This window comes from uncultured Oscillibacter sp. (assembly GCF_947654275.1).
GTDB lineage: Bacteria > Bacillota > Clostridia > Oscillospirales > Oscillospiraceae > Oscillibacter.
On sequence record NZ_CANTJS010000001.1, the window covers coordinates 1 to 20,663 of the forward strand.

The 20,663-nt window shown below is 62.7% G+C and carries 16 protein-coding genes; 10 read left to right on the plus strand and 6 right to left on the minus strand.

Annotated features, from left to right (window positions below; all coding sequences use genetic code 11):
* Positions 1-255 precede the first annotated feature (255 nt).
* Both Q0063_RS00005 and Q0063_RS00010 read left to right on the plus strand, forming a co-directional pair.
* Positions 256-1,701, plus strand: coding sequence for an MATE family efflux transporter (locus tag Q0063_RS00005; protein ID WP_297869904.1), 1,446 nt, complete (start codon positions 256-258; stop codon positions 1,699-1,701).
* Positions 1,698-2,954, plus strand: a complete 1,257-nt coding sequence (locus Q0063_RS00010) for a WYL domain-containing protein (protein ID WP_297869905.1) — start codon at positions 1,698-1,700, stop codon at positions 2,952-2,954. Before Q0063_RS00005 ends, Q0063_RS00010 begins: the two co-directional genes overlap by 4 nt.
* A gap of 111 nt (positions 2,955-3,065) precedes the next feature.
* Here Q0063_RS00010 and Q0063_RS00015 read toward each other — a convergent pair whose 3' ends face one another.
* Positions 3,066-3,986: a carbon-nitrogen hydrolase family protein gene (locus Q0063_RS00015; protein WP_297869906.1), complete on the minus strand. Its 921-nt coding sequence runs from the start codon at positions 3,984-3,986 to the stop codon at positions 3,066-3,068.
* Between the two features lie 236 nt (positions 3,987-4,222).
* On the opposite strand from Q0063_RS00015, the gene Q0063_RS00020 reads away from it, so the two are divergent.
* Both Q0063_RS00020 and Q0063_RS00025 read left to right on the plus strand, forming a co-directional pair.
* On the plus strand, positions 4,223-4,756 hold the full coding sequence (locus Q0063_RS00020) for an RNA polymerase sigma factor (protein WP_297869907.1): 534 nt from the start codon (positions 4,223-4,225) through the stop codon (positions 4,754-4,756).
* Positions 4,686-5,618, plus strand: a complete 933-nt coding sequence (locus tag Q0063_RS00025) for a hypothetical protein (RefSeq protein ID WP_297869908.1) — start codon at positions 4,686-4,688, stop codon at positions 5,616-5,618. Before Q0063_RS00020 ends, Q0063_RS00025 begins: the two co-directional genes overlap by 71 nt.
* 226 nt (positions 5,619-5,844) lie before the next feature.
* Here Q0063_RS00025 and Q0063_RS00030 read toward each other — a convergent pair whose 3' ends face one another.
* A complete protein-coding gene (locus Q0063_RS00030; RefSeq protein ID WP_297869909.1) occupies positions 5,845-6,261 on the minus strand; it encodes a rhodanese-like domain-containing protein in 417 nt (138 codons plus the stop codon).
* A 342-nt stretch (positions 6,262-6,603) separates the two neighbouring features.
* Between Q0063_RS00030 and ppdK the strand changes: the two genes are divergently transcribed.
* Positions 6,604-9,237, plus strand: a complete 2,634-nt coding sequence (gene ppdK, locus Q0063_RS00035; RefSeq protein WP_297869910.1) for a pyruvate, phosphate dikinase — start codon at positions 6,604-6,606, stop codon at positions 9,235-9,237.
* Between the two features lie 172 nt (positions 9,238-9,409).
* On the opposite strand, the gene Q0063_RS00040 is transcribed toward ppdK, so the two are convergent.
* Both Q0063_RS00040 and Q0063_RS00045 read right to left on the minus strand, forming a co-directional pair.
* A complete protein-coding gene (locus Q0063_RS00040; protein ID WP_297869911.1) occupies positions 9,410-9,727 on the minus strand; it encodes a hypothetical protein in 318 nt (105 codons plus the stop codon).
* Positions 9,728-9,753: 26 nt separating this feature from the next.
* Positions 9,754-10,380 carry a flavodoxin family protein gene (locus Q0063_RS00045; RefSeq protein WP_297869912.1) on the minus strand — a complete coding sequence of 209 codons (627 nt, stop codon included), beginning with the start codon at positions 10,378-10,380 and terminating at the stop codon, positions 9,754-9,756.
* A gap of 204 nt (positions 10,381-10,584) precedes the next feature.
* On the opposite strand from Q0063_RS00045, the gene Q0063_RS00050 reads away from it, so the two are divergent.
* The 5 genes from Q0063_RS00050 to Q0063_RS00070 all read left to right on the plus strand — a co-directional run bounded on the left by Q0063_RS00050 (position 10,585) and on the right by Q0063_RS00070 (position 14,803).
* The gene (locus tag Q0063_RS00050) at positions 10,585-10,737 is read left to right on the plus strand and encodes a hypothetical protein (RefSeq protein WP_297869913.1); all 153 of its coding nucleotides are present in this window, start codon (positions 10,585-10,587) and stop codon (positions 10,735-10,737) included.
* Positions 10,738-11,144: 407 nt separating this feature from the next.
* Positions 11,145-12,101 (plus strand): carbohydrate kinase family protein, encoded by a 957-nt coding sequence (locus Q0063_RS00055; RefSeq protein WP_297869914.1) that lies wholly within the window; start codon positions 11,145-11,147, stop codon positions 12,099-12,101.
* Positions 12,102-12,199: 98 nt separating this feature from the next.
* Positions 12,200-12,460 carry an HPr family phosphocarrier protein gene (locus Q0063_RS00060; RefSeq protein WP_297869915.1) on the plus strand — a complete coding sequence of 87 codons (261 nt, stop codon included), beginning with the start codon at positions 12,200-12,202 and terminating at the stop codon, positions 12,458-12,460.
* A 12-nt stretch (positions 12,461-12,472) separates the two neighbouring features.
* Positions 12,473-14,107, plus strand: a complete 1,635-nt coding sequence (gene ptsP / locus Q0063_RS00065) for a phosphoenolpyruvate--protein phosphotransferase (RefSeq protein ID WP_297869916.1) — start codon at positions 12,473-12,475, stop codon at positions 14,105-14,107.
* A gap of 159 nt (positions 14,108-14,266) precedes the next feature.
* The gene (locus Q0063_RS00070) at positions 14,267-14,803 is read left to right on the plus strand and encodes an SMI1/KNR4 family protein (RefSeq protein WP_297869917.1); all 537 of its coding nucleotides are present in this window, start codon (positions 14,267-14,269) and stop codon (positions 14,801-14,803) included.
* A 354-nt stretch (positions 14,804-15,157) separates the two neighbouring features.
* Here the strand turns inward: Q0063_RS00070 and Q0063_RS00075 are convergent, their stop codons facing one another.
* Together Q0063_RS00075 and Q0063_RS00080 are read right to left on the minus strand one after the other, a co-directional pair.
* Positions 15,158-15,898, minus strand: coding sequence for a sulfite exporter TauE/SafE family protein (locus Q0063_RS00075; protein ID WP_297870026.1), 741 nt, complete (start codon positions 15,896-15,898; stop codon positions 15,158-15,160).
* Between the two features lie 510 nt (positions 15,899-16,408).
* Positions 16,409-20,242 carry an S-layer homology domain-containing protein gene (locus tag Q0063_RS00080; RefSeq protein ID WP_297869918.1) on the minus strand — a complete coding sequence of 1,278 codons (3,834 nt, stop codon included), beginning with the start codon at positions 20,240-20,242 and terminating at the stop codon, positions 16,409-16,411.
* Positions 20,243-20,663 lie beyond the last annotated feature (421 nt).

Consider the following 20,663-nt stretch of genomic DNA (forward strand, 5'->3'; position numbering starts at 1 on the left):
GAAATCCTGCTCCACCGCCTGCGGGACAACATCCGCTTCTGCGCCCGCTGCGGAAAGGCCCTGCCCCTGTACCACCGGGGGCGGCTGTGCGACGTCTGCTTCCAGAAGGAACGCGCCCCCATCCGCCGGAGCCGCCGGAAGCAGTAGACCCCCCAAAAAGCAAACCTTTCACATCATATCACAAGATCACAAAATATCGAAAAACCCCGGCGGGCAGGCCGCCGGGGTCCGTTCACACAGGGCAAAGGAGGGAACATGGCAGCGCGCAAACAGAACCGGGAGGCCCGAGCCGCCGTCCGCGTCATTCTGCTTCTGGCATGGCCCACCATGCTGGAACAAATCATGCAGTCCGCCGTCCAGTACATAGACACCGCCATGGTGGGCTCCCTGGGCACCCAGGCCACGGCGGCTGTGGGGGCCACCACTACCATCGGCTGGCTGGTCCAGTCCTCCATCACGGCCTTCAGCGTGGGCTTTCTGGCCTATATCTCCCAGGCCTGCGGCGCCGGAGAGACCCGGGCCGCCCGGCGGGCCGCCGCTCAGGCGGTGCTGTCGGTGCTGGTCATCGGCGGCGTGTGCACCGTTCTCACGGTCTCCCTCAGCGGATGGATTCCCGTCTGGATGCGGGCGGAGCCCCACATCCGCCCCGCCGCCTCCCGGTACTTTTTCATCCTGTACCTGCCCATGCTGTTCCGCACCGCCAGCATCATCCTGGGGACGGTGCTGCGGGCGGCGGGAGACACCAAAACCCCCATGAAGGCGGGTCTGGCCGTGAACGTCCTCAACGTGGCGCTGAATTTCCTGCTGATTTATCCCACCCGGACGGTCTCCCTCCCGGGCCGCACCCTTGTCATCCCCGGCGCGGGCTGGGGCGTGGCCGGGGCCGCCGCCGCCAGCGCCGCCGCCTATACCTGGGGCGGCATCCAGATCGCCAGGGCCCTGTGGCGGCACCCGGATGTCTCCCCCAGGGGGGAGAGCCTGCGGCCCGACCCGGACATCCTCCGTCCCTGCCTGCGGGTGGCGCTGCCCAACATGCTCCAGCGCTTTGTGTCCTCCCTGGGCTATGTGGCCTTCGCCGCCATGATCAACGCCCTGGGGGAGGCGGCCGCCGCCGCCCACACCATCGCCAACACGGTGGAATCCGCCTTTTACATCCCCGGCTACGGCATGCAGACCGCCGCCGCCACCCTCACCGGCAACGCCTGCGGCGCGGGGGATCGGAAGCGCATGAGGTCCCTGACAACCCTGTTCATCCCCGTGGAGGCGGGATTGATGTGCCTCACCGGCGGCATGCTCTTCGCCTCCGCGCCGCTGCTGATGCGGCTCTTTTCGGACAGCGGCGAGGTCATCGCCCTGGGGGCCGCCGTGCTGCGGATGGTGGCGGTGTCCGAGCCCCTCTACGGCGTTTCCATCATTGTGGAGGGCATGATGATGGGGGTGGGCCAGACCCGGAGGCCCTTCCTGTACAACATCACCGGCATGTGGTGCGTCCGGGTGCTGGGGACCTTCCTCTGCACCCAGATTCTGGGCGGAGGGCTGATTGCCGCCTGGGGCTGCATGATTGCACACAATATGCTGCTCTTCGTCCTTTATTCGGCCTCCTTCCTCACGGGGAACTGGAACCCCCTGAAGGAGGGCGCGGCCCCCTCCCCGGCGAAGCCGGGAAAATCCCCCGATGGAACGGAACAGGAGGCCCCATGAAAAACAGCCGTCTTTTTGAAATTCTGTATCTGCTGGTGGAGAAGCGGGCCATCACCGCCGGGGAGCTGGCGGAGCGTCTGGAGGTGTCGGAGCGGACCATCTACCGGGACGTCGATGCCCTGTCCGCCGCCGGCATCCCGGTCTTCACCCAGAAGGGCCAGGGGGGCGGCATCCGCCTCATGGACCAGTTCGTTCTGGACAGGGCCCTCCTCTCCCAGGCCCAGCAGGACGAAATCCTCTTTGCCCTCCAGGCCACCCTGGCCACCGGCGGCGGCGGGGACCGGGACACCCTGGCCCGCCTGTCCGCCCTGTTCCGCCGGGAGGGCGGGGACTGGCTGGAGGTGGATTTCACCGGCTGGGGCAGCGGGGCGGCGGAACGGGAGAACTTCGCCCTGGTGAAGCGCTCCATTCTGGAGCGGAGGCCCCTGTCCTTCACCTACTACAGTTCCGCCGGGGAAAGGAGCCGCCGGACCGCAGAGCCCGCCCGGCTGGTGTTCAAGGGGGGAAACTGGTATCTGTCGGCCTTCTGCCGGAGCAGGCAGGACTGGCGGATTTTCCGTCTGGTGCGGATGGAGGACCTGACGCCGGAGGCGGGCACGTTCCAGCCCCGGCGGCCTCCGGAGCGGCGCACCTCTGCCCGGCGAATACCGGGAGGCAACACTTTATGTCTGCGCTTCGCCCCCTCCGCCGCCTGGCGGGTGCGGGACTATTTCCACCCCGGGCAGATCCACCGGGGGCCGGACGGCTGTCTGCTGGTAAGCTGCAATTTCCCGGAGGACCAATGGCTGCTGTCCTTCCTCCTGTCCTTCGGCAGTCAGCTGGAAGTGCTGTCCCCGGCCTGCTGGCGGGACCTCCTCGCCGGAGAGGCAAAAAAACTTGCGGCGGTTTATGAAACCGGACAGACCCTGTCAGGTTTGGAGGCGTATGCTGACATCAGCGGCGGGGACCAACAGCCCGCCCAACATAAGGAGGTACTTCCCATGGAAGAACGGAAATTCTGTCAGTGCTGCGCCATGCCCCTGGACCGGCCCGAGGACGCGGGCACCGAGGCCGACGGCTCCCCCAGCGGAGATTACTGCCGTTACTGCTACCAGAAGGGGGCCTTCACCGCCCCGGAGGCCACCATGGAGGACATCATCGCCTTCAATCTGAAATTCAACGCGGAGAACGGCCACCCCTTCGGCCCCCAGGAGGAGGCGGAAAAAATGATGCGGGGCTGGTTCCCCACCCTGAAGCGCTGGAGGACCACCTGACCCGCCCTCCCCCGGGGCGGACCGGCAGAAAGCGCCCCTGTCCCGGCGGTACCGGGGCAGGGGCGCTCTGTTCTCTTTCTCCGGCGGAGAAAAGGCCGCGAAAAGGCTGCATCACTCGCGGACGGTCAGCTCCAGCACGTCGGGCCGGGCGTAGTGGCCGCAGGCGTCGAACTCCATCCGGCTGGCGGGGACCTTCTCCATGTCCAGGTCCGCATAGATGATTTCCTCCCGGTCCCATACCGGCTCCGTCACATAGTGCCCGTAGGGGTCCACCACGCAGCTGCCGCCCCGGCAGACGACGTCCTTCAGCCGCCCGATCTCCTCGGGGCAGCGGAGGTCCTTTGGATACATGTCCCGGGTGAAATACAGGTCGCAGTTGATGAAATAGCAGTGTCCCTCGATGGCGATGTGCCGGATGGTGGCCTGCCATTCCTCATTGTCGTTGGTATTGGGGGAGAGGTAGAGGGTCACGCCCTTCTGATACAGGGCCGTCCGGGCCAGGGGCATGTAGCTCTCCCAGCAGATCAGGCTGGCCATGGGGCCCCAGGGGGTGTCCGCGACGGGAAAGTAACCCCGGTCCGCGTCCCCCCAGACCACCCGCTCCGCCCCGGTGGGCTTGAGCTTGCGGTGGACGGTGAGCAGGGTCCCCTCCGGGGAGAAAATCAGGTTGGAATTGTACAGGGTGGCGCTCAGCGGGTCCCGCTCCGAGACGCCGATGCTGACATAGGCATGGGCCGCCTTCGCCGCCCGGGCCAGGGCCTCCGTCTCCGGGCCGGGGACCAGGAGGGAATTGTCATAATAGTCCTTCCAGTCCTTCCGTCCATCGGCGGTCCGGCTGCCCACGGTGAAGCCGTAGGTCATGCCGTAGGGATAGCCGGGGACAAACAGCTCCGGGAACACAATCAGCTCCGCCCCCTGTTTCCCGGCCTCCCGGATGAGACCAACTGCCTTGTCCGTGCAAGCCGCCTTGTCAAACATCACCGGGGCCGCCTGGACCACCGCGATTCTACAGATTTTTTTCAGATCTTTCACTCTCAGCTCCCCTTTCGCCCGGTTTTCTTCCCGCTCTCCGGGTTCTTTTCCTGACAACTACTATATCAGAGCGGACCGGGGAAGGCAATGCCCGCCGCTCTATCATTTATCTGGAACGGCTTCCCTGGACCCATGATAACGGAGGGCAAAAATTTTTTCCTGCCGCAAACAAATCCGGCTCCCCAAACGTGTTGTATGTGAAAGGCGCTTTTCAAACAAGGAAAGGAGGCATTGCCTTGACAGAACGGGAACTGAGCAATGCCATGACAGCGTACGGGGACACGGTCTACCGCCTGGCCCTGTGCCGCCTCCAGTGCGTGGAGGACGCCGAGGACGTCTATCAGGACGTGTTCCTGGGCTTCTTCCGCCAGGGGGTCACAGGCTGGGACGGCGAGCACACCAAGGCATGGCTGATCCGCGCCGCCCTGAACCGCTGCGCGGACCTGGGGCGGCGGCGGGGCCGGACCCTGCCTCTGGAGGCCGTACCCCTCCAGGCCCAGCCGGCAAACGACGCGGCGGAGCTCTGGGACGTCGTGGCCCGTCTGCCGGAGGACCTGCGGGTCCCTGTGCACCTCTATTACGGCGAGGGCTACGACAGCGGCGAGACCGCCGCCCTGCTGGGCATTCCGGCGTCGACGGTCCGGGGACGGCTCCGCCGGGCCCGGCTGCTGCTGAGAAATCTGTTAGGAGGATCTGAGGATGAAAGCGAACAGTCAGAACAATTACCGGAAGCTGATGGAATCCATCTACACGCCCGCCGGGCTGAATGACCGGGTGCTCTTCGCCGCCCGGCAGGAGACGGCGGAGCCCCGGAGACGGAGGGCGGAGACCCGCCGCAGGCCCTGGCTCCTCCGGACGGCGGTGTGCGCCGCCTGCGCCCTGGCGCTGGTGCTGGGGGGCATCTCCCTGAAACCCGCGCCGGCGGCTTCCGGAGACGGAACCGGCGCGCCCGGCGGCCCGGCGGCGGAACCCGTCATGCGGCTGGTCCCCACCTTCGGCCTGACGGCCTACGCCGCCATGACCGAAACGTCCTACGGCCCGGCGGAAAACGGCGGCATCGCCTTCGCCGCGGGAGAGGGCTGCGTCACGCCGGAGTTCGGCGACTTCACCGGCTGCCTTTTCCGAATCACCGGGGAGAACATTGCTCAGGTACGGATGTCCATCGACCGGGGCGGGCTGTACCGCTACCAGCTCCGCGACAACCTGACGGACGAGGAGATGGCCGCTTACCGCCAGGCCATGGCGGAGGGAACCCTGGCCCCCGCCGCCATCAGCCAGCGGGACGACGGGACCTGGTACATGCCGGAGATGACCGCCCTGGGGGAAGGCCTCCAGGAGGACTACGACCCCGAATCCCTCTACGGCTTCTGGGTTCCGCCTGAGGACATGGCCGTGAACACCGGCCTGGGCATCACCACCGAGTGCCAGATGGACGCGGACTACTTCGACGGCGGCACGCTGACGGTGACGGTGACCTCCTCCGACGGGACGGAGAATACCCAGACCTACCGCCTCCACAGCGGCCAGCTCAAGGTGGAATACGCTGGGGACAACAGCATCGTTGTTCTCCCGGAGCCGGCAGGTCCGGACGACCTCTTTGTCTACGGCATTTACGCGGTCCCCCAGGACTGATACTCATTTCAAATAAAACGAAATCGTTTTATTTGAAACAGAACCGCATTCTGCGTTTCCGTTTTGCGCCGGAATAGCGCAAAACACGTCTCATAAGAATCCAACGCGCTTTCAGCGCTATAAAAAGCTTTTGAAAGCTTTTGAATGGATTCTAATATGACCCGCCGCAGGCATGAAGAAGCAGCCGCACCCGGTCGGGTGCGGCTGCTTTCTCTGTCATTCGGTTTCACTCGGCGGTGATCTCATAGGGCCAGTCCTGAATGCCGCCGAAGTCCGCCACGCCGGTATAGCCCATAGCGGCCAGCTTCTCCGCCGCCTCGGCGCTGCGGCGGCCGGAACGGCAGTAGACCAGAATCTCCGCGTCCTTGTCGAAGGGCAGGGGCAGGTCCGCCTGGATATCCTCGTTGGGCAGGCACACCGCGCCGGGGATATGGCCCCCGTCGTACTCCTCCTGACTCCGCACGTCCAGAAGAATGACGGCGGGGTTGGCCTCAAGCCGCTCCTTCGCCTCCTCCGCGCTGAGGCGGGCAGAGTTTTTTTCCGGTTCCCCGCCGGAGAAGTTGGAACGCATTCTGGCGGTATAGAGCTTCAGCGCCACCATGCCGAAGCAGATCAGCGCGGCCAGCAGGAAAAACTGTTTCATTCCGTTCAGCCTCCGTTTTGTTTAAATCCGAATCCTCAGGTCTGCTATTTTCACCCATTATACTTTACAGGAAAAGTGCCGTAAATGCAAGATGATTTTCAGGAGCTTTTCCCTTTTTTCAGCCCTTCCGGCGGGGTTAACAGGCATCTTTTTTGAGGATTTGGTGAATTTGTCCATGTTTTGGGCAAAATGATGGAAGTTTGAGAAAATTTCTTATGCTATTTATGGATTGCTTTCCAGAAAATCAGCGATTATAATAAGAGAGCACTTTGCAAACGTTTACCATACAAGGACGGTCCTCAGGCCGCTCCTTGATATCTGGAAAAAAACGGAGGAATGAAAATGAGCAAAAAGTACTGCTACCTGTTCACCGAGGGCAACGCCAACATGCGGGAGCTTCTGGGCGGCAAGGGCGCCAACCTGGCCGAGATGACCAACATCGGCCTGCCCGTCCCTCAGGGCTTCACCATTACCACCGAGGCCTGCACCCAGTACTATGAGGACGGCCAGAAGATCAACGACGAAATCTTTGCCGAAATCATGGAATATATCTCCAAAATGGAGGAGATTACCGGCAAGAAGTTCGGCGACCTGGAGAACCCCCTGCTGGTCTCCGTCCGCTCCGGCGCCCGCGCCTCCATGCCCGGCATGATGGACACCATCCTGAACCTGGGCCTCAACGAGGACGTGGTGCAGGTGCTGATCCGCAAGTCCGGCAATCCCCGCTGGGCCTGGGACTGCTACCGCCGTTTTATCCAGATGTATTCCGACGTCGTTATGGAAGTCGGCAAGAAATACTTTGAGCAGCTCATCGACCAGATGAAGGAGAAAAAGGGCGTCACCCAGGACGTGGAGCTCACCGCCGAGGATCTCCAGGAGCTGGCTGGCCAGTTCAAGGCCGAGTATAAGTCCAAGCTGGGCGCGGACTTCCCCACCGACCCCAAGGAACAGCTGATGGGCGCCGTCAAAGCTGTTTTCCGTTCCTGGGACAACCCCCGCGCAAACGTTTACCGCCGGGACAACGACATCCCCTATTCCTGGGGCACCGCCGTCAACGTCCAGTCCATGGCCTTCGGCAACATGGGCGACGACTGCGGCACCGGCGTGGCCTTCACCCGGAACCCCGCCACAGGCGAAAAGAAGCTCTTCGGTGAGTTCCTGACCAACGCCCAGGGCGAGGACGTGGTGGCCGGCGTCCGGACTCCCATGCCCATCAGCGAGATGGCGGACAAGTTCCCCGAGGCCTTTGCCCAGTTTGAGAACGTCTGCAAGATTCTGGAAGACCACTACCGCGACATGCAGGACATGGAGTTCACCGTGGAAGCCGGCAAGCTCTACATGCTCCAGACCCGCAACGGCAAGCGCACCCCCGCCGCCGCTCTGAAAATCGCCTGCGACCTGGTGGACGAGGGCATGATTGACGAGAAGAAGGCCGTGGCCATGATCGAGCCCCGGTCCCTGGACACCCTGCTGCACCCGCAGTTCGACGCCGCGAAGCTGAAGGAGACCCCCGTCATCGGCAAGGCTCTGGGCGCTTCTCCGGGAGCCGCCAGCGGCAAGATTGTCTTCTCCGCCGAGGACGCCAAGGAGTGGGCCCAGCGGGGCGAGAAAGTGGTCCTGGTTCGTCTGGAGACCTCTCCCGAGGACATCGAGGGCATGAAGGCCGCTCAGGGCATCCTGACCGTCCGGGGCGGCATGACCTCCCACGCCGCCGTGGTGGCCCGCGGCATGGGCCGCTGCTGCGTCTCCGGCTGCGGCGACATCAAAATGGACGAGGAGAACAAGCGCTTCGAGCTGGCCGGCAAGACCTTCTGCGAGGGCGACTGGCTGAGCCTGGACGGCTCCACCGGCAATATCTATGACGGCGCGGTGCCCACTGTGGACGCCTCCATCGGCGGCGAGTTCGCCCGGGTCATGGGCTGGGCCGACAAGTACCGCCGTCTCCAGGTCCGCACCAACGCCGACACCCCTCACGACGCCGCCCAGGCCCGGAAGTTCGGCGCTCAGGGCATCGGCCTTTGCCGCACCGAGCACATGTTCTTCAACGAGGACCGCATCCCCGCCATCCGTGAGATGATCTGCTCCGACACCGTGGAGCAGCGGGAGAAGGCCCTGGCCAAGCTGGAGCCCATGCAGCAGAGCGACTTCGAGGGCATTTACGAGGCTATGGAGGGCTGCCCCGTCACCATCCGTTTCCTGGATCCCCCCCTGCACGAGTTCGTGCCCACCGAGGAGGCCGACATCGAGGCTCTGGCCAAGGACATGGGCAAGACCGTTGAGGATATCAAGGCCATCATCTCCGGCCTCCACGAGTTCAACCCCATGATGGGCCACCGCGGCTGCCGTCTGGCCGTCACCTACCCCGAAATCGCCGCCATGCAGACCAAGGCCGTCATCAAGGCCGCGCTGAAGGTCCAGGCCGCCCATCCCGACTGGAAGATGGTACCCGAAATCATGATTCCCCTGGTTGGCGAAGTCAAAGAGCTGAAATATGTCAAGAGCGTGGTGGTGGAAACCGCCGACGCCATCATCAAGGAAGCCGGGTCCGACATGAAGTACCTGGTGGGCACCATGATTGAGATTCCCCGTGCCGCCCTCACCGCCGACGAGATTGCCAAGGAAGCCGATTTCTTCTCCTTCGGCACCAACGACCTGACTCAGATGACCTTCGGCTTCAGCCGCGACGACGCCGGGAAGTTCCTGGACGCCTACTATGACCGGAAGATCTATGAGAACGACCCCTTCGCCAAGCTGGACCAGAACGGCGTGGGCCGCCTGGTGTCCATGGCCGCCAAGCTGGGCCGCCAGACCAACCCAGAGCTCCATCTGGGTATCTGCGGCGAGCACGGCGGCGACCCCTCCAGCGTGGAGTTCTGCCACAAGACCGGACTGGATTACGTGTCCTGCTCTCCCTTCCGGGTGCCCATCGCCCGCCTGGCCGCGGCTCAGTCTGCCATCAAGGAGATGGAGGCCTGAGCGCCTGCCGGACACAGGAGCATTCAGCGTCCCAAATCTCAGTAAAGACCCAAAAAAGGGCGTACCGTCAGGTACGCCCTTTTTATGTACGAGGCTCAGGTCCACGGCTGAAAACACCGGGATTCCAGCCGGTTCCGTGCACCCGCGCCCCCGGTCCATAGGGGCGCTTCATTCAGTTCTCGGGACCGTCCTCCAGGTTCTCCTCCTCTCCGGAGGGGGAACGCTCCTCCAAAGACGGCGTCTCCGGCTGGGGCGCGTGGGCCAGCTTCCACGCCACGATGCCCAGAAACACCGCGCCGCCCCCCAGAATGACCACGCCCAGGAGAAACTGATTCCGGGTGGGGCCGTAGGGGTCCCCGGTCAGATAGGGCCGGGCGATCTGATAGAGCAGGTAGACCAGATACAGCGCCGCCATCCCGTAAAGTCCGGACCGGAACCTGGGGTCGGCGGTGGGCCGCTCCTCCGGGGTCTGCTTTTTGGAGCCAAACATTTCTTCAACTTCTTCCTTTCTGCCGCTCAGCGGATAAAATTGGTCATGGTCCGCTGCCGGGCCGGGGGCGGCGTCTCCCTGGAAGCCGCCAGCACCTTCACCATCCAGGCCATATTCTGACCCAGCCGCGCGGCCACCTCCATGCCCTCGGCGTCCTCCAGCACCTGGCCGGGGTCCGCTCCGTGGACCACGCCCCAGTAGTCGGAGGTCACCAGAATCATCTCCATGGCATCCATAGCGGCCAGGAGCTGATGATAGGTCTCCGTGCCGCCGGAGCGGCGGAGGGTGCACAGGGCCCCGCCTACCTTCAGGCGGAGCCGGTTGTCCCCGCAGCCCGCGGCCAGCATCAGCCTGTCAATCACGCACTTCATGCCCCCAGCGATGCCGGCGTGGTACACCGGAGAGGCCAGCAGGATGCCGTCCGCCTCGATGCAGGCGGCTATGATTTCGTTGACGCCGTCGCTGTCCTGGACGCAGCGGAGGGTCCCGTGGTTCAGGCAGTGATAACAGGCCATGCAGGGGCGGACGCCGGGGCCGGGCTGGAAGACCTGGAACTCCACGCCGGCGGCCTCCACCTCCCTGCGGACGGCCTCCAGCAGCTGGGTGGTGTTGCCCTGTTTCCGGGGACTTCCGTTGATGGCGACGATCTTCATAAAAATCCACCTCTTTATATCAATTTGTTCGCGCTGAATTTCGACACACTCATCATACCACAGCGCCGGGGGACTGACAAGAGGGGGATGCCGGGGCAGCACTCCTGGAGGGAATTTTTTGAAGTCCTTTGAAGTCCGGGGCCGGTATCTTTCCCGCCGGACGGGCACACTAAGGCCAGCCTGTTTGAGAAAGGAGCGCGGCGTATGGAACGCAAAACCAGCCAGCAGAGCGGCCCCATGGAAAAGGCCAGGGAGCTGTCCAAATTCACGGCCCCCAAAACCGACCCCCAGGGCAGCTGGACCGGCCGTCCCCTGGACCCCAACGAGGTCCCGGTGCAGGACGCGGACGATCTGTAGAAGCCACTGAAAAACGGCGGGATATCCCCGCCGTTTTCCTGATTCCTCACCGGCCTCCTGCCGCGCCGAAGGGCCGCGGACGTATCCCCGCGCAATCCGCCGCCCTCCGTCCCGGGCCGGAGAAGCCGGGACGCCGCCTTTATTTTTCTATCCGAAATCCGCCCCAGGGCCGCCTGTTTTCCCGCTCCCCGGCACCGGAAGCGGGCCTAAAGCGGACTTTTTCCATCCTCTTTAACCGGGGCCTCAAAATTGGTCTCCTCAAAACGCTGGACAAATTCCCCGAAATTTGATAGGATAAGCAGGAGCAATCTTGTGAATACGGATAAAATCAAAAGAGCGTTCCTGGCCAGGGGGCCGGGAAATCCCCAACACCTGGAAATTTTTCAAAGGACAAGGAGCTTGTCAAAATGGATATTACGGCCATTGGTGAAATTCTGATCGACCTGACCCAGACCGGCTTCAGCGAAACCGGCGTGCCCCTGTTTGCCGCCAACCCCGGCGGCGCTCCCGCCAACGTGGCAGTGGCGGCCTCCCGGCTGGGGGCCCGGACCGCCTTCATCGGCAAGGTGGGCGACGACAGCTTCGGAGAATACCTCCGGGGCGTGCTGGAGACAGACGGTGTGGACTGCGCGGGTCTCCGGCGGGACCGCCGCCACACCACCATGGCCATTGTCTCTGTGGACGCCAGAGGAGAGAGAAGCTTCCGCTTCGTCCGGGGGGCGGACTCCGAGCTCTCCCCCGACGCGGTCAACGAGCTGGCGGTGCTGGGCAGCAAAATCCTCCACTTCGGTTCCGTCAGCCTGACGCCGGGCCTCTCCCGCAGCGCCACCATCTTCGCCGCCCGCAGCGCCCACCGCGCCGGCGTGACGGTGAGCTATGACCCCAATTACCGCCCCGCCCTCTGGAACGACCGGACGGACGCCGTGGAGTGGATGCGGCTCCCCCTGCCCCTGGTGGACATTCTCAAGCTGGCGGAGGAGGAACTGCCCCTTCTGACGGGGACCAGCGACCTGGATTCCGGCAGCGCCCTTCTGGAGAACCAGGGCATCCGCCTGATTCTGATTACCCTGGGAAGCAGCGGCGTATTCTGCCGCTGGCAGGGCAGGACCTGGCAGCAGCCCGGCGTCCCTGTAAAGGTCGCGGACACCAACGGCGCGGGAGACACCTTTTTCGGCGCTGTGCTCAGCCGGCTCAGCCGCCGGGAGGGCGGCCCCCTGGCCGATCTGACCGCCTCCGAGCTGAAGGACATCCTGGCCTTTGCCAACCGGGCGGCGGCCTTCACCTGCTCCCGCAGCGGAGCTATTCCCGCCATGCCCCGGATGAGCGATCTGTTCGATGAAGACGGGCAGCCCCGCCTGCCGTGAGGGCAGACCAAAACGCGCTATGATGTTGGAGCTTTCACATTCTCCGGGAAAAGCTCTCTGTATCATAATAAATCATCACCAGAAAGGAAGTATTTCTCATGAAGCAGTTCACCTACACCATCACCGATCCCTCGGGCATCCATGCCCGGCCCGCGGGGCTCCTGGTCAAGGCGGCCAAGGCTCTGGACAGCACCATCACCATTGCCAAGGAAGACGGAAAATCCGCCCCTGCCACCAAGCTGATGGCGATTATGGGCCTGGTTATCAAGCAGGGCATGACCGTCACGGTCTCCGCCGAGGGCGGGGACGAGGACGCCAGCATCGCCGCCATGGAGCAGTTCTTCAAGGAAAATCTGTAAGGAGGCTTTCCCATGCAGGTAGCAACCGGCAAATCAATCCTCAATGGCATCGCCATCGGTCCCCTCCGCATCTACAAAAAAGCGGAAACCCAGACCAGCCAGCTGTCCGCCCTCACCCCCGAGGAGGAATTCGCCCGCTTCGACGCCGCCCGGGTCAAGGCTCAGGAGCAGCTGGCGGGGCTGTATGACAAGGCTCTGGACGAGGTGGGGGAGGACAACGCCGCCATTTTTGAAATCCACCAGATGATGCTGGAGGACGAGGACTATCTGGACGCCGTCAAGGGCATCATCGAGACCCAGAACGCCACTGCCGAATACGCCGTCACCACCACCGGAGAGAACTTTTCCGCCACCTTCGCCGCCATGGAAGACGAATACATGCGGGCCCGGGCGGCGGACGTGAAGGACATTTCCCGCCGGGTGGTCAACGTCCTCACCGGCCAGGAGGACGCCGACATGCTGGCCGGCCAGCCCGCCATTCTGGTGGCGGACGACCTGACCCCCAGCGAGACGGTGCAGCTGGACAAGAGCAAGCTGCTGGGCTTCATCACCCGGCATGGCTCCTCCAACAGCCACACCGCCATTCTGGCCCGGACCATGAACATCCCCGCCCTGGTGGGCGTGGACTTTGACGACAGCTGGGACGGCAAGCTGGCCGTGATTGACGGCTACAACAGCTGTGTGTACATCGAGCCCGCCCAGGAGCTTCTGTCCGCCATGGAGGAAAAGCGCAAGGGCGATCTGAAGCAGGAGGCCCTCCTCCAGACGCTGAAGAAAAAACCCAACGTCACCCTGGACGGAAAAGAAATCAAGGTCTATGCCAACATCGGAAACGCCGGGGACGTGGGCCTGGTCCTCCAGAACGACGCCCAGGGCATCGGCCTCTTCCGCAGCGAATTCATCTATCTGGATTCCCAGGACTACCCCACCGAGGACCAGCAGTTCCTGCTGTACAAGCGGGTGGTAGAGACCATGGCCGGGAAAAAGGTCATCATCCGCACCCTGGACATCGGCGCCGACAAGCAGGCGGACTACTTCGAGCTGGACAAGGAGGAGAACCCCGCTCTGGGCTACCGGGCCATCCGCATCTGCCTGACCCGGAAGGAAATCTTCAAGACCCAGCTCCGGGCCATTCTCCGGGCCAGCGCCTTCGGCACTGTGTCCGTCATGTTCCCCATGATTATCTCCGTCCGGGAGGTCCGGGACGCCAAGGAGCTTCTGGAGGAGTGCCGGGCGGAGCTCCAGGAGCGGGGCGTAGCTATGGGCAAGGTGGAAATCGGCATCATGGTGGAGACCCCCGCCGCCGTCCTGCTGGCCGACGAGCTGGCCGAGGAGGTGGAATTCTTCTCCCTGGGCACCAACGATTTGACCCAGTACACCCTGGCCATTGACCGGCAGAACCCCAAGCTTGACAACTTCTATGATTCCCACCATCCGGCGGTTCTCCGCATGATTAAGCACACCATCGAGGCGGGCCACCGCCACGGCTGCTGGGTGGGCATCTGTGGCGAGCTGGGAGCGGACCAGACCCTGACGGAGACCTTCCTCCGGTACGGCGTGGATGAGCTCAGCGTCTCCCCCGCCGCCGTCCTGCCTCTGCGGAAGCTCATCCGCAGTCTGGACCTGAGCAAGGAGCCGGAGGCCTGACCCCGGGGTCCTCCGGGACCGCCTTCAACGCGGAAAACGCCCTCCGGCGGAAGCTGGGGGGCGTTTTGAGTCCGGGCATGGGAACCGTCTGCCGGATGGACGGCTGTCGCGCCGTCTTGTTGGTCAATTTTTCCAATTCGATACAAGAGAGGAGTCTTTATGCCTATCTACAAATCCACCGATTATGAACAAGTCCTGTCAGGAATCAAAGCGAAAGTCAAGGCTTTAGACCTTCAAATGGGTGACGTCCTTTCCGAAGAAGAACTGATTCGTTTCGAGAAGCGGCACGGTGTTTGTCTGCCGCAGGCATACCGCATGTTTCTGAAAGAAGTTGGTAATGGCTGCGCTATGATAGATGGCTTCCAGCTCCATTCGTTAGCGGCTATTGACGCGAAAAAATTGAATGAACCCTTCATGCTGGAAGATGAATGGATTTGGGAAGACGATGATATATCACAGGCGGACCTGGTCAAAATCATAGACGCCAAATTAAACGGGCAGCTCGAACTGATTGATGTTGGGGACGGCATGACTTATAACCTGATTGTAACAGGGCAATGCCAAGGCGAAGTCTGGAACTTTACAGATGTTGGCGTTCAGCCCTGCTGCGAACGGCAGGACTTTCTGGGCTGGTTTGAATTATGGCTGGATATGCAGGATGATGTGGATTACTTCAAAGACTACGCATACGAGTGAAAATCGCCCATTTATCAGAGCAGGCACCGACCTGTATAGTCAGCACAGTTGAAAATCGGTATCTACCGATTTTCAAACAGCGGCGGAGCCGCTGACGGGTGAGGAAAAAAACCCCCTGTGCTGACTATGAAGTCCACCGCAAGGCCGTTTTACGGCCTGTGCGGCGAATCATCGCCGCACTTGTTGAAAAGAAGCTGATGCTTCTTTTCAACTGCGGTGACTATAGTATCAATCCGCTATATACATTTGTTCCCGGCTCCCGCTTTTGACTGGCCCGGAAAACCGAAAAGCGTCTCCGTCAGGAACCGGCCGGGTTCCGGACAGGGACGCTTTTTTCTGCATTGAGATAGACCGTCAAATCAACTGCCCCAGAGCATACAGGGTGGTGCTGACGCCGCCCAGGATGAACACCCAGATAATCAGCCGCCGGGAAACCCCGTCGCTGAGCCGCCGGTCCAGCAGTCCCCCCAGCTTCATGCCGATCAGCGAAGCGGGCATCGCCACAAGGAACAGCAGCAGGCTTTCCCGTCCAAACATCCCCCCGGCCACCAGCAGACACAGCCGGGAACTATTCTCCAGGAAGAACACGAAGCAGGCGTTGGCCCGGAATTCCTCCCGGTTGACGGCCACCCGCTCCATATAGGCCAGGAACAGCATGTTGATGCCGAAGAGCCCCGCCATCACGCCGGAGCAGAAGGAGACCGCCGCCCGCACATAGGCGTTGACCCCCCTGCCCGTGCCGGGCTTCCGGGTCAGCATCTCAATGCCCAGGCCGATAATCAGCAGGCCCAGCAGCAGCTTCAGCCACTGGGGGGAGCCGAATTTCAGCAGCAGCGTGCCGGGGATGATGCCCAGCAGCACAAAGGCGGCGATGGGCAGCACCACCCTGGCGGAAAAATGCCGCCGGTTCTTCCAGACAATGCCGGCGTTCAGCAGCAGGGACATGGGGGCCAGCCCCGGCGTAATCACGCTGTTGGGCAGAGCCAGGGACAGCAGCGGCGTGGAAATCAGCGCGTCGCCAAAGCCCGCCACGCCCTTGATGACGGAGGCCGCGCAGATGCTCACAAAATAAAACAAAAACCGTTCTGTTCCCATAACGTCCACCCGGTCCTCTCCACAGTATTTTTGCTTCTGCCATTATATGCGGGGCGGACGGCGCGGTCAAGAGTCTTTTCCCCTTTTTTTGCGCTCCCCTTTTTTGCGCTCCCCTTTTTTTGCGCTCCCCTTTTTTTACGCTCCCCTTTTTTTGCGCTCCCCTTTTTTTGCGTCTTTTTTCCTGCGCTCCCTTTTTTAAACGCCGGCGGGCAAAACAAGGAAAGGAACCCTGACGGGTTCCTTTCCTCAGGCTGTCGAAAAATTCTTTTTCGACAGCCTGCGCAAGTTTTCAGAACCCGTGAGAAGTTCTGAAAACTTATTGATTGCACATGAAAGACACCCCTGATGGGTTTACCCGTAAAGGGCACGCCGCATCCCTAAGCGGCAAAGCCGCCAAGGGCTGCGCTGTCTTTCATACTATCTTCCTTTCCGAAAACTGAAGGCAATCCGTTTTTTCGACAGTCTCCCTGCTTTCCCTCCGCAGAGAGAGGCACATCTGTATTTGAGGGCTTACTGCTGCTTCCATTCCTCCGAAGCTCTGTGGAAGCGGGACAGAATCGCGGCGATCTGCGCCCGGGTGGCCTGGCCCTGGGGGTTCAGCCGTCCGTCGGCATAGCCGTTTACCAGACCCTGCTCCACCGCCCAGCTCAGAGGCTCCACGGCGTAGGCGGAAACCGCGCTCCGGTCAGTGAAGTCCTTCAGCGCGCCGGTATCCGCCGCTGCGGCCATATCCTGGGCATTGGCATAGCGGAAGAGGAAGGCCGCCAGCTGCTCCCGGGTTACAGGCCGGTCCGGGGCAAAGCGTCCGCCGGCATAGCCGGAGACAATGCCCCGCTCCGCCGCCCAGGCCACGGCATCCCGGTAATAGGCGTCCGCCGCCACGTCCTGGAAGCCCGCAGCCGCGGCAGGCGCAGGCTGGCCGGCCATGCGGTGGAGTATCGCCGCCAGCTGGCCCCGGGTAGCGGGGGCGCTGACGGAGAAAGCGCCGCCGGAGCCGTTCATCAGGCCGTTCTGGTGGACATAGGCCACCGCGTCATAATACCAGTCTCCGGGAACCACATCCCGGAAGGGGCTCTGCCAGACCGGAGCCGGGTCATGGACAACCGCGTCCAGCACCACGGCATAGGCAGAGGCGTGGGTCATGGGGAAGCCGGCCAGACCGTCTTTGTCCACCCGGGCCGACGACTGGAACTCCATCGCGCCGGCGGTGGAATTGTAGTAGTAGAGGCTCGCCTGGCGGCCCGCGTTTTCCTTGCCGGCGTCAACGGCCATATTCAGGCCGAAGCCGAAGGGCCCGCTGTGGGCCAGAGACAGCTGAATGACGGTCTGCCCCTGGCTCCGGGGCAGCGTTTCCAGCATGTTGGAGGGAATGGCGTTGGTCTTGACCGCCGCCCCCAGGTTCAGGGAAGAGGGAAGACTCTCCTGATTCAGGGCGCTGCCGTGAATCTGCCAGCGGACAGGGCCGCTTTTCACCTCCAGCGTCACGTCCCGTCCCGCCAGTGCCCGCCAAACCTCCCGTCCCACAGAGGCGGAGCCGCTGGAGAGGGTCATGGTCACGGTGCCGCCGTCCCTGGCGGACTGGATGCTGGACGCCGTCCGCTGGCTGGCGGTGGTTCCGGAGGACGAGCCGCCGCCTCCGCCGCCGCCCGAGGAGGAAGCCCTCCAGATGGCCAGGAAGGAAACGTCGTTGGCGGGCATGGTGAATTGAAGCTCGGGGCTGGTCAGGCCGCTCAGGACGGTTCCATGGACCTCCCAGGAGCCGAAGCGGTGGCCGCTCCAGCTTCCCGCCCGGACGGTAACCTGCTCACCGGCCCGGTAGACCCCCGCGCCGCTTTCGGCGGCGTGGCTGTTGTCCACCCGCACATGATAGGTCTTTTCCGGTTCCACCGGCGGCGTGTCCCCCGCCTTCACCTCAACGGTGTAGACGGCGCTCAGGCCGCCGTACCGGACGGTCAGGGTCTGTGTGCCTGTCTTGTTCGGGTCATAGCCGCTGACCATGTCCACCGTAACAGGGACGGTCTGGGTGCTGTTGTCGGAATACCGGGCGGCCAGGGTCAGGCCGGTTACGTCCAGAGCCTCTCCCTTGGTGTAGACGGTCTTATGACCAGTGCTGCTGATGGAAACGCCCGTCAGTGTGGGCGCGCCCCAGGCCGGAACCACCACGGTGGCGGTTTCGCCCGGCTCATGGGTGGCCGTCTCCTTCACCCGCACATAGTAGGTTCCGGATGTAAGGCCGGTGATCTCGGTTCCGGTGCAGTCCCCCGCCCCGTCAAAATCCTCTCTGTCGGCATATTCCATGTCTGGCGTCACGCCGGCAATGCTGCCGTCCGCGCCGTCCTGGGTGCTGGGCGCTCTTCCCACAAGGCCCCCCGGCGCGGCGGGGCCCAGGGCCCTGTCAATGCGCCAGATAATTTCCTTGTCCTCCTCGGTTCCGTCTTTCCACCGATAGCCGCTCTGGAGCGCCGCTGTGGCGGTGTGCTCGCCCACATCCGCCGAGGTATGGCCGGTGAGGGTATAGCCGGTCCCCTGCTTCACGCCGGTGAGGGTATTGCCGGTCCAGCGCAATCCGGTTTCGGCCCGGGGCACGTCGATGGAAATGGGCTGGCTGGGGTCCGGCGTGCCCACGGTGAGGACGGCGGAGACGGAAATAGGTGCGCCCGCCTCGGTGTGGGTTCCGGGAACCGTCAATTCAATCTCGTAGCGGCCGTCCGGAATAATCTCGGGGTCATAACCGTCCGACCAGATATTTGTGCCGTTCCACCCGACGATTGTCAGGTCCTCCACCCCGTTTTCATCCATGAACATCAGGGCTACGCCGCTGGATTCCCCTGTTACATAAAAGGGAAAATTATCCATGCTTTTTGGAATAGCCTCTTTCCCGTTGACGCGGACCGTCATGGGGACACTGCTCAAGTAAGAGGGGCTTGCACTGGCCGCCCCATAGGCTACTGTCAGAGGAAAATTCGTCTCAGACACGCCGCTGTCCACAACCCTCTGGCTGGGCTCCTTAACCTGGAGGCTCTTCACAATCACCCGCTCGTCCGGCGTCTCCCCGGCCTCCTGGACGGCAGTCCAGTCGCCGGTTTCAGCCTTGACCAGCTTCATATTGGGCTGGGTACTGTGGGGAACCAGCTGGAACTGCCCATCGGAGGACTGGGGCGCCCGGATGTAAACATGGTTTTCCACTGCCGGTTTCGAGGTAGCACTGTTGAGCCCGCCGATGCCCACCGTCGTGGTTCCCGACACCGCGCCGGAAATGGACAGCGTCTGATTCTGGCCCAGAATCAGAGACCCGCCGCCGGTAAACGACTGGACAGCCGTCTCAGCGGGGACAGTCAGGGCGGACAGGTTCAGCTCAGCCCCGGTGAGTACGCTCACCGACGCATCTGGCAGCAGACCGGTCCCTGCACTCAGGGAAAGGCTGCCGCTCTCCACGCCCAGACCGGTGATGGACTTCAGCTGCCGGGGAACCGTGCCTTTGCCGCTGGCGTCCCGGAAGGAGACATAGGTTCCATCGACAGCGCCTGCGCCCTCCACGCTGGCCTGGCCCTGGGCAGGTGTGCCGCTCCGGCCCAGAATGACGCTGACCGCGCCGTTCACGGTATATTGGTCGGGGTCCGGCAGGGTGATTTTTCCCACGCCGCCGTCTCCGTTCCTCTGCTGGGCTCCGCAGGCATAGATGGTTCCTATAGCGCCGCTGCCCGTTCCGGTCAGACCCTCCACCTGAATGGAGGGATTTCCGTCATAGACGTTTGCCGGACCGTCGTTGTCCCGGCCCATACAGAGGTTCCCGGCGTAGATGTTGCCCGTGCCCGACTTTCCATCACCCTGGAGGCTGGTATTCCCCCGGACAATGACGGTTCCGTCCCGGGCAGGATCGGGTGCTGGGAGGGAACTGCCGAAGTTTTCGTTGTTGCTGTCCAGCAGGCCGCCGCAGAAGAGATTGACGGATCGCCCGGTGGGACAGGTCACGCCGTCCAGCGTCAGGGTGTAGCCGTTGGCAACAATGGCGTTGCGCATAAAGGACGAGAAATTGATCTCCGTATTCTGAAAGGTTACATTGTCCCCCAGGACAATGCCGCCCCGCCAGACGGTGATGGAGCCGCCCCGGATAGTCAGCTCTTTGTCAATCACCCAGGGGGCGTCGCCGCCGTCCTTTGTGCCCACCACACAGCTGCCCTGGAGCACCAGCGTGCTTCCCGCCGCGGCGTTTTCCACCGCCTGCGCCAGGTCGCCGCCGTCAGGCACAGGGATTTCCGCCGCCAGGGCCCGCTGGGGCAGCAGCGCAGCCAAAAGGCACAGGGCCAGCAGTATGGACGCCGGTCTTTTCAATCGTTTCTTCATTATGTTCCTCCTGTTGTCGTGATGTCCCGGCGGAACCGGGACTTCATGGGGTCTGTTCAGGGATTCAGGGGCAGGCCCGCAGGCAATACGGGTATAGTATACCAGAATCCGGGAGCGTTTGCAAGGGCGAGGTTTTTTTGGGGGGCGTGTCCATCTCGCGTTTTATAGTCACCGCAGTTGAAAAGAAGCATCCGCTTCTTTTCAACAAGTGCGGCGATGATTCGCCGCACAGGCCGTAAAACGGCCTTGCGGTGGACTTCATAGTCAGCACAGGGGGTTTTTACCCGTCAGCGGCTCCGCCGCTGTTTGAAAATCGGTAGATACCGATTTTCAACTATGCTGACTATACAGCGGGGATATCATGCAGAAGAATGGCCCGGTCAGGGGACCGGGCCCCACGCTTCTTCTACCGGCAGAACAC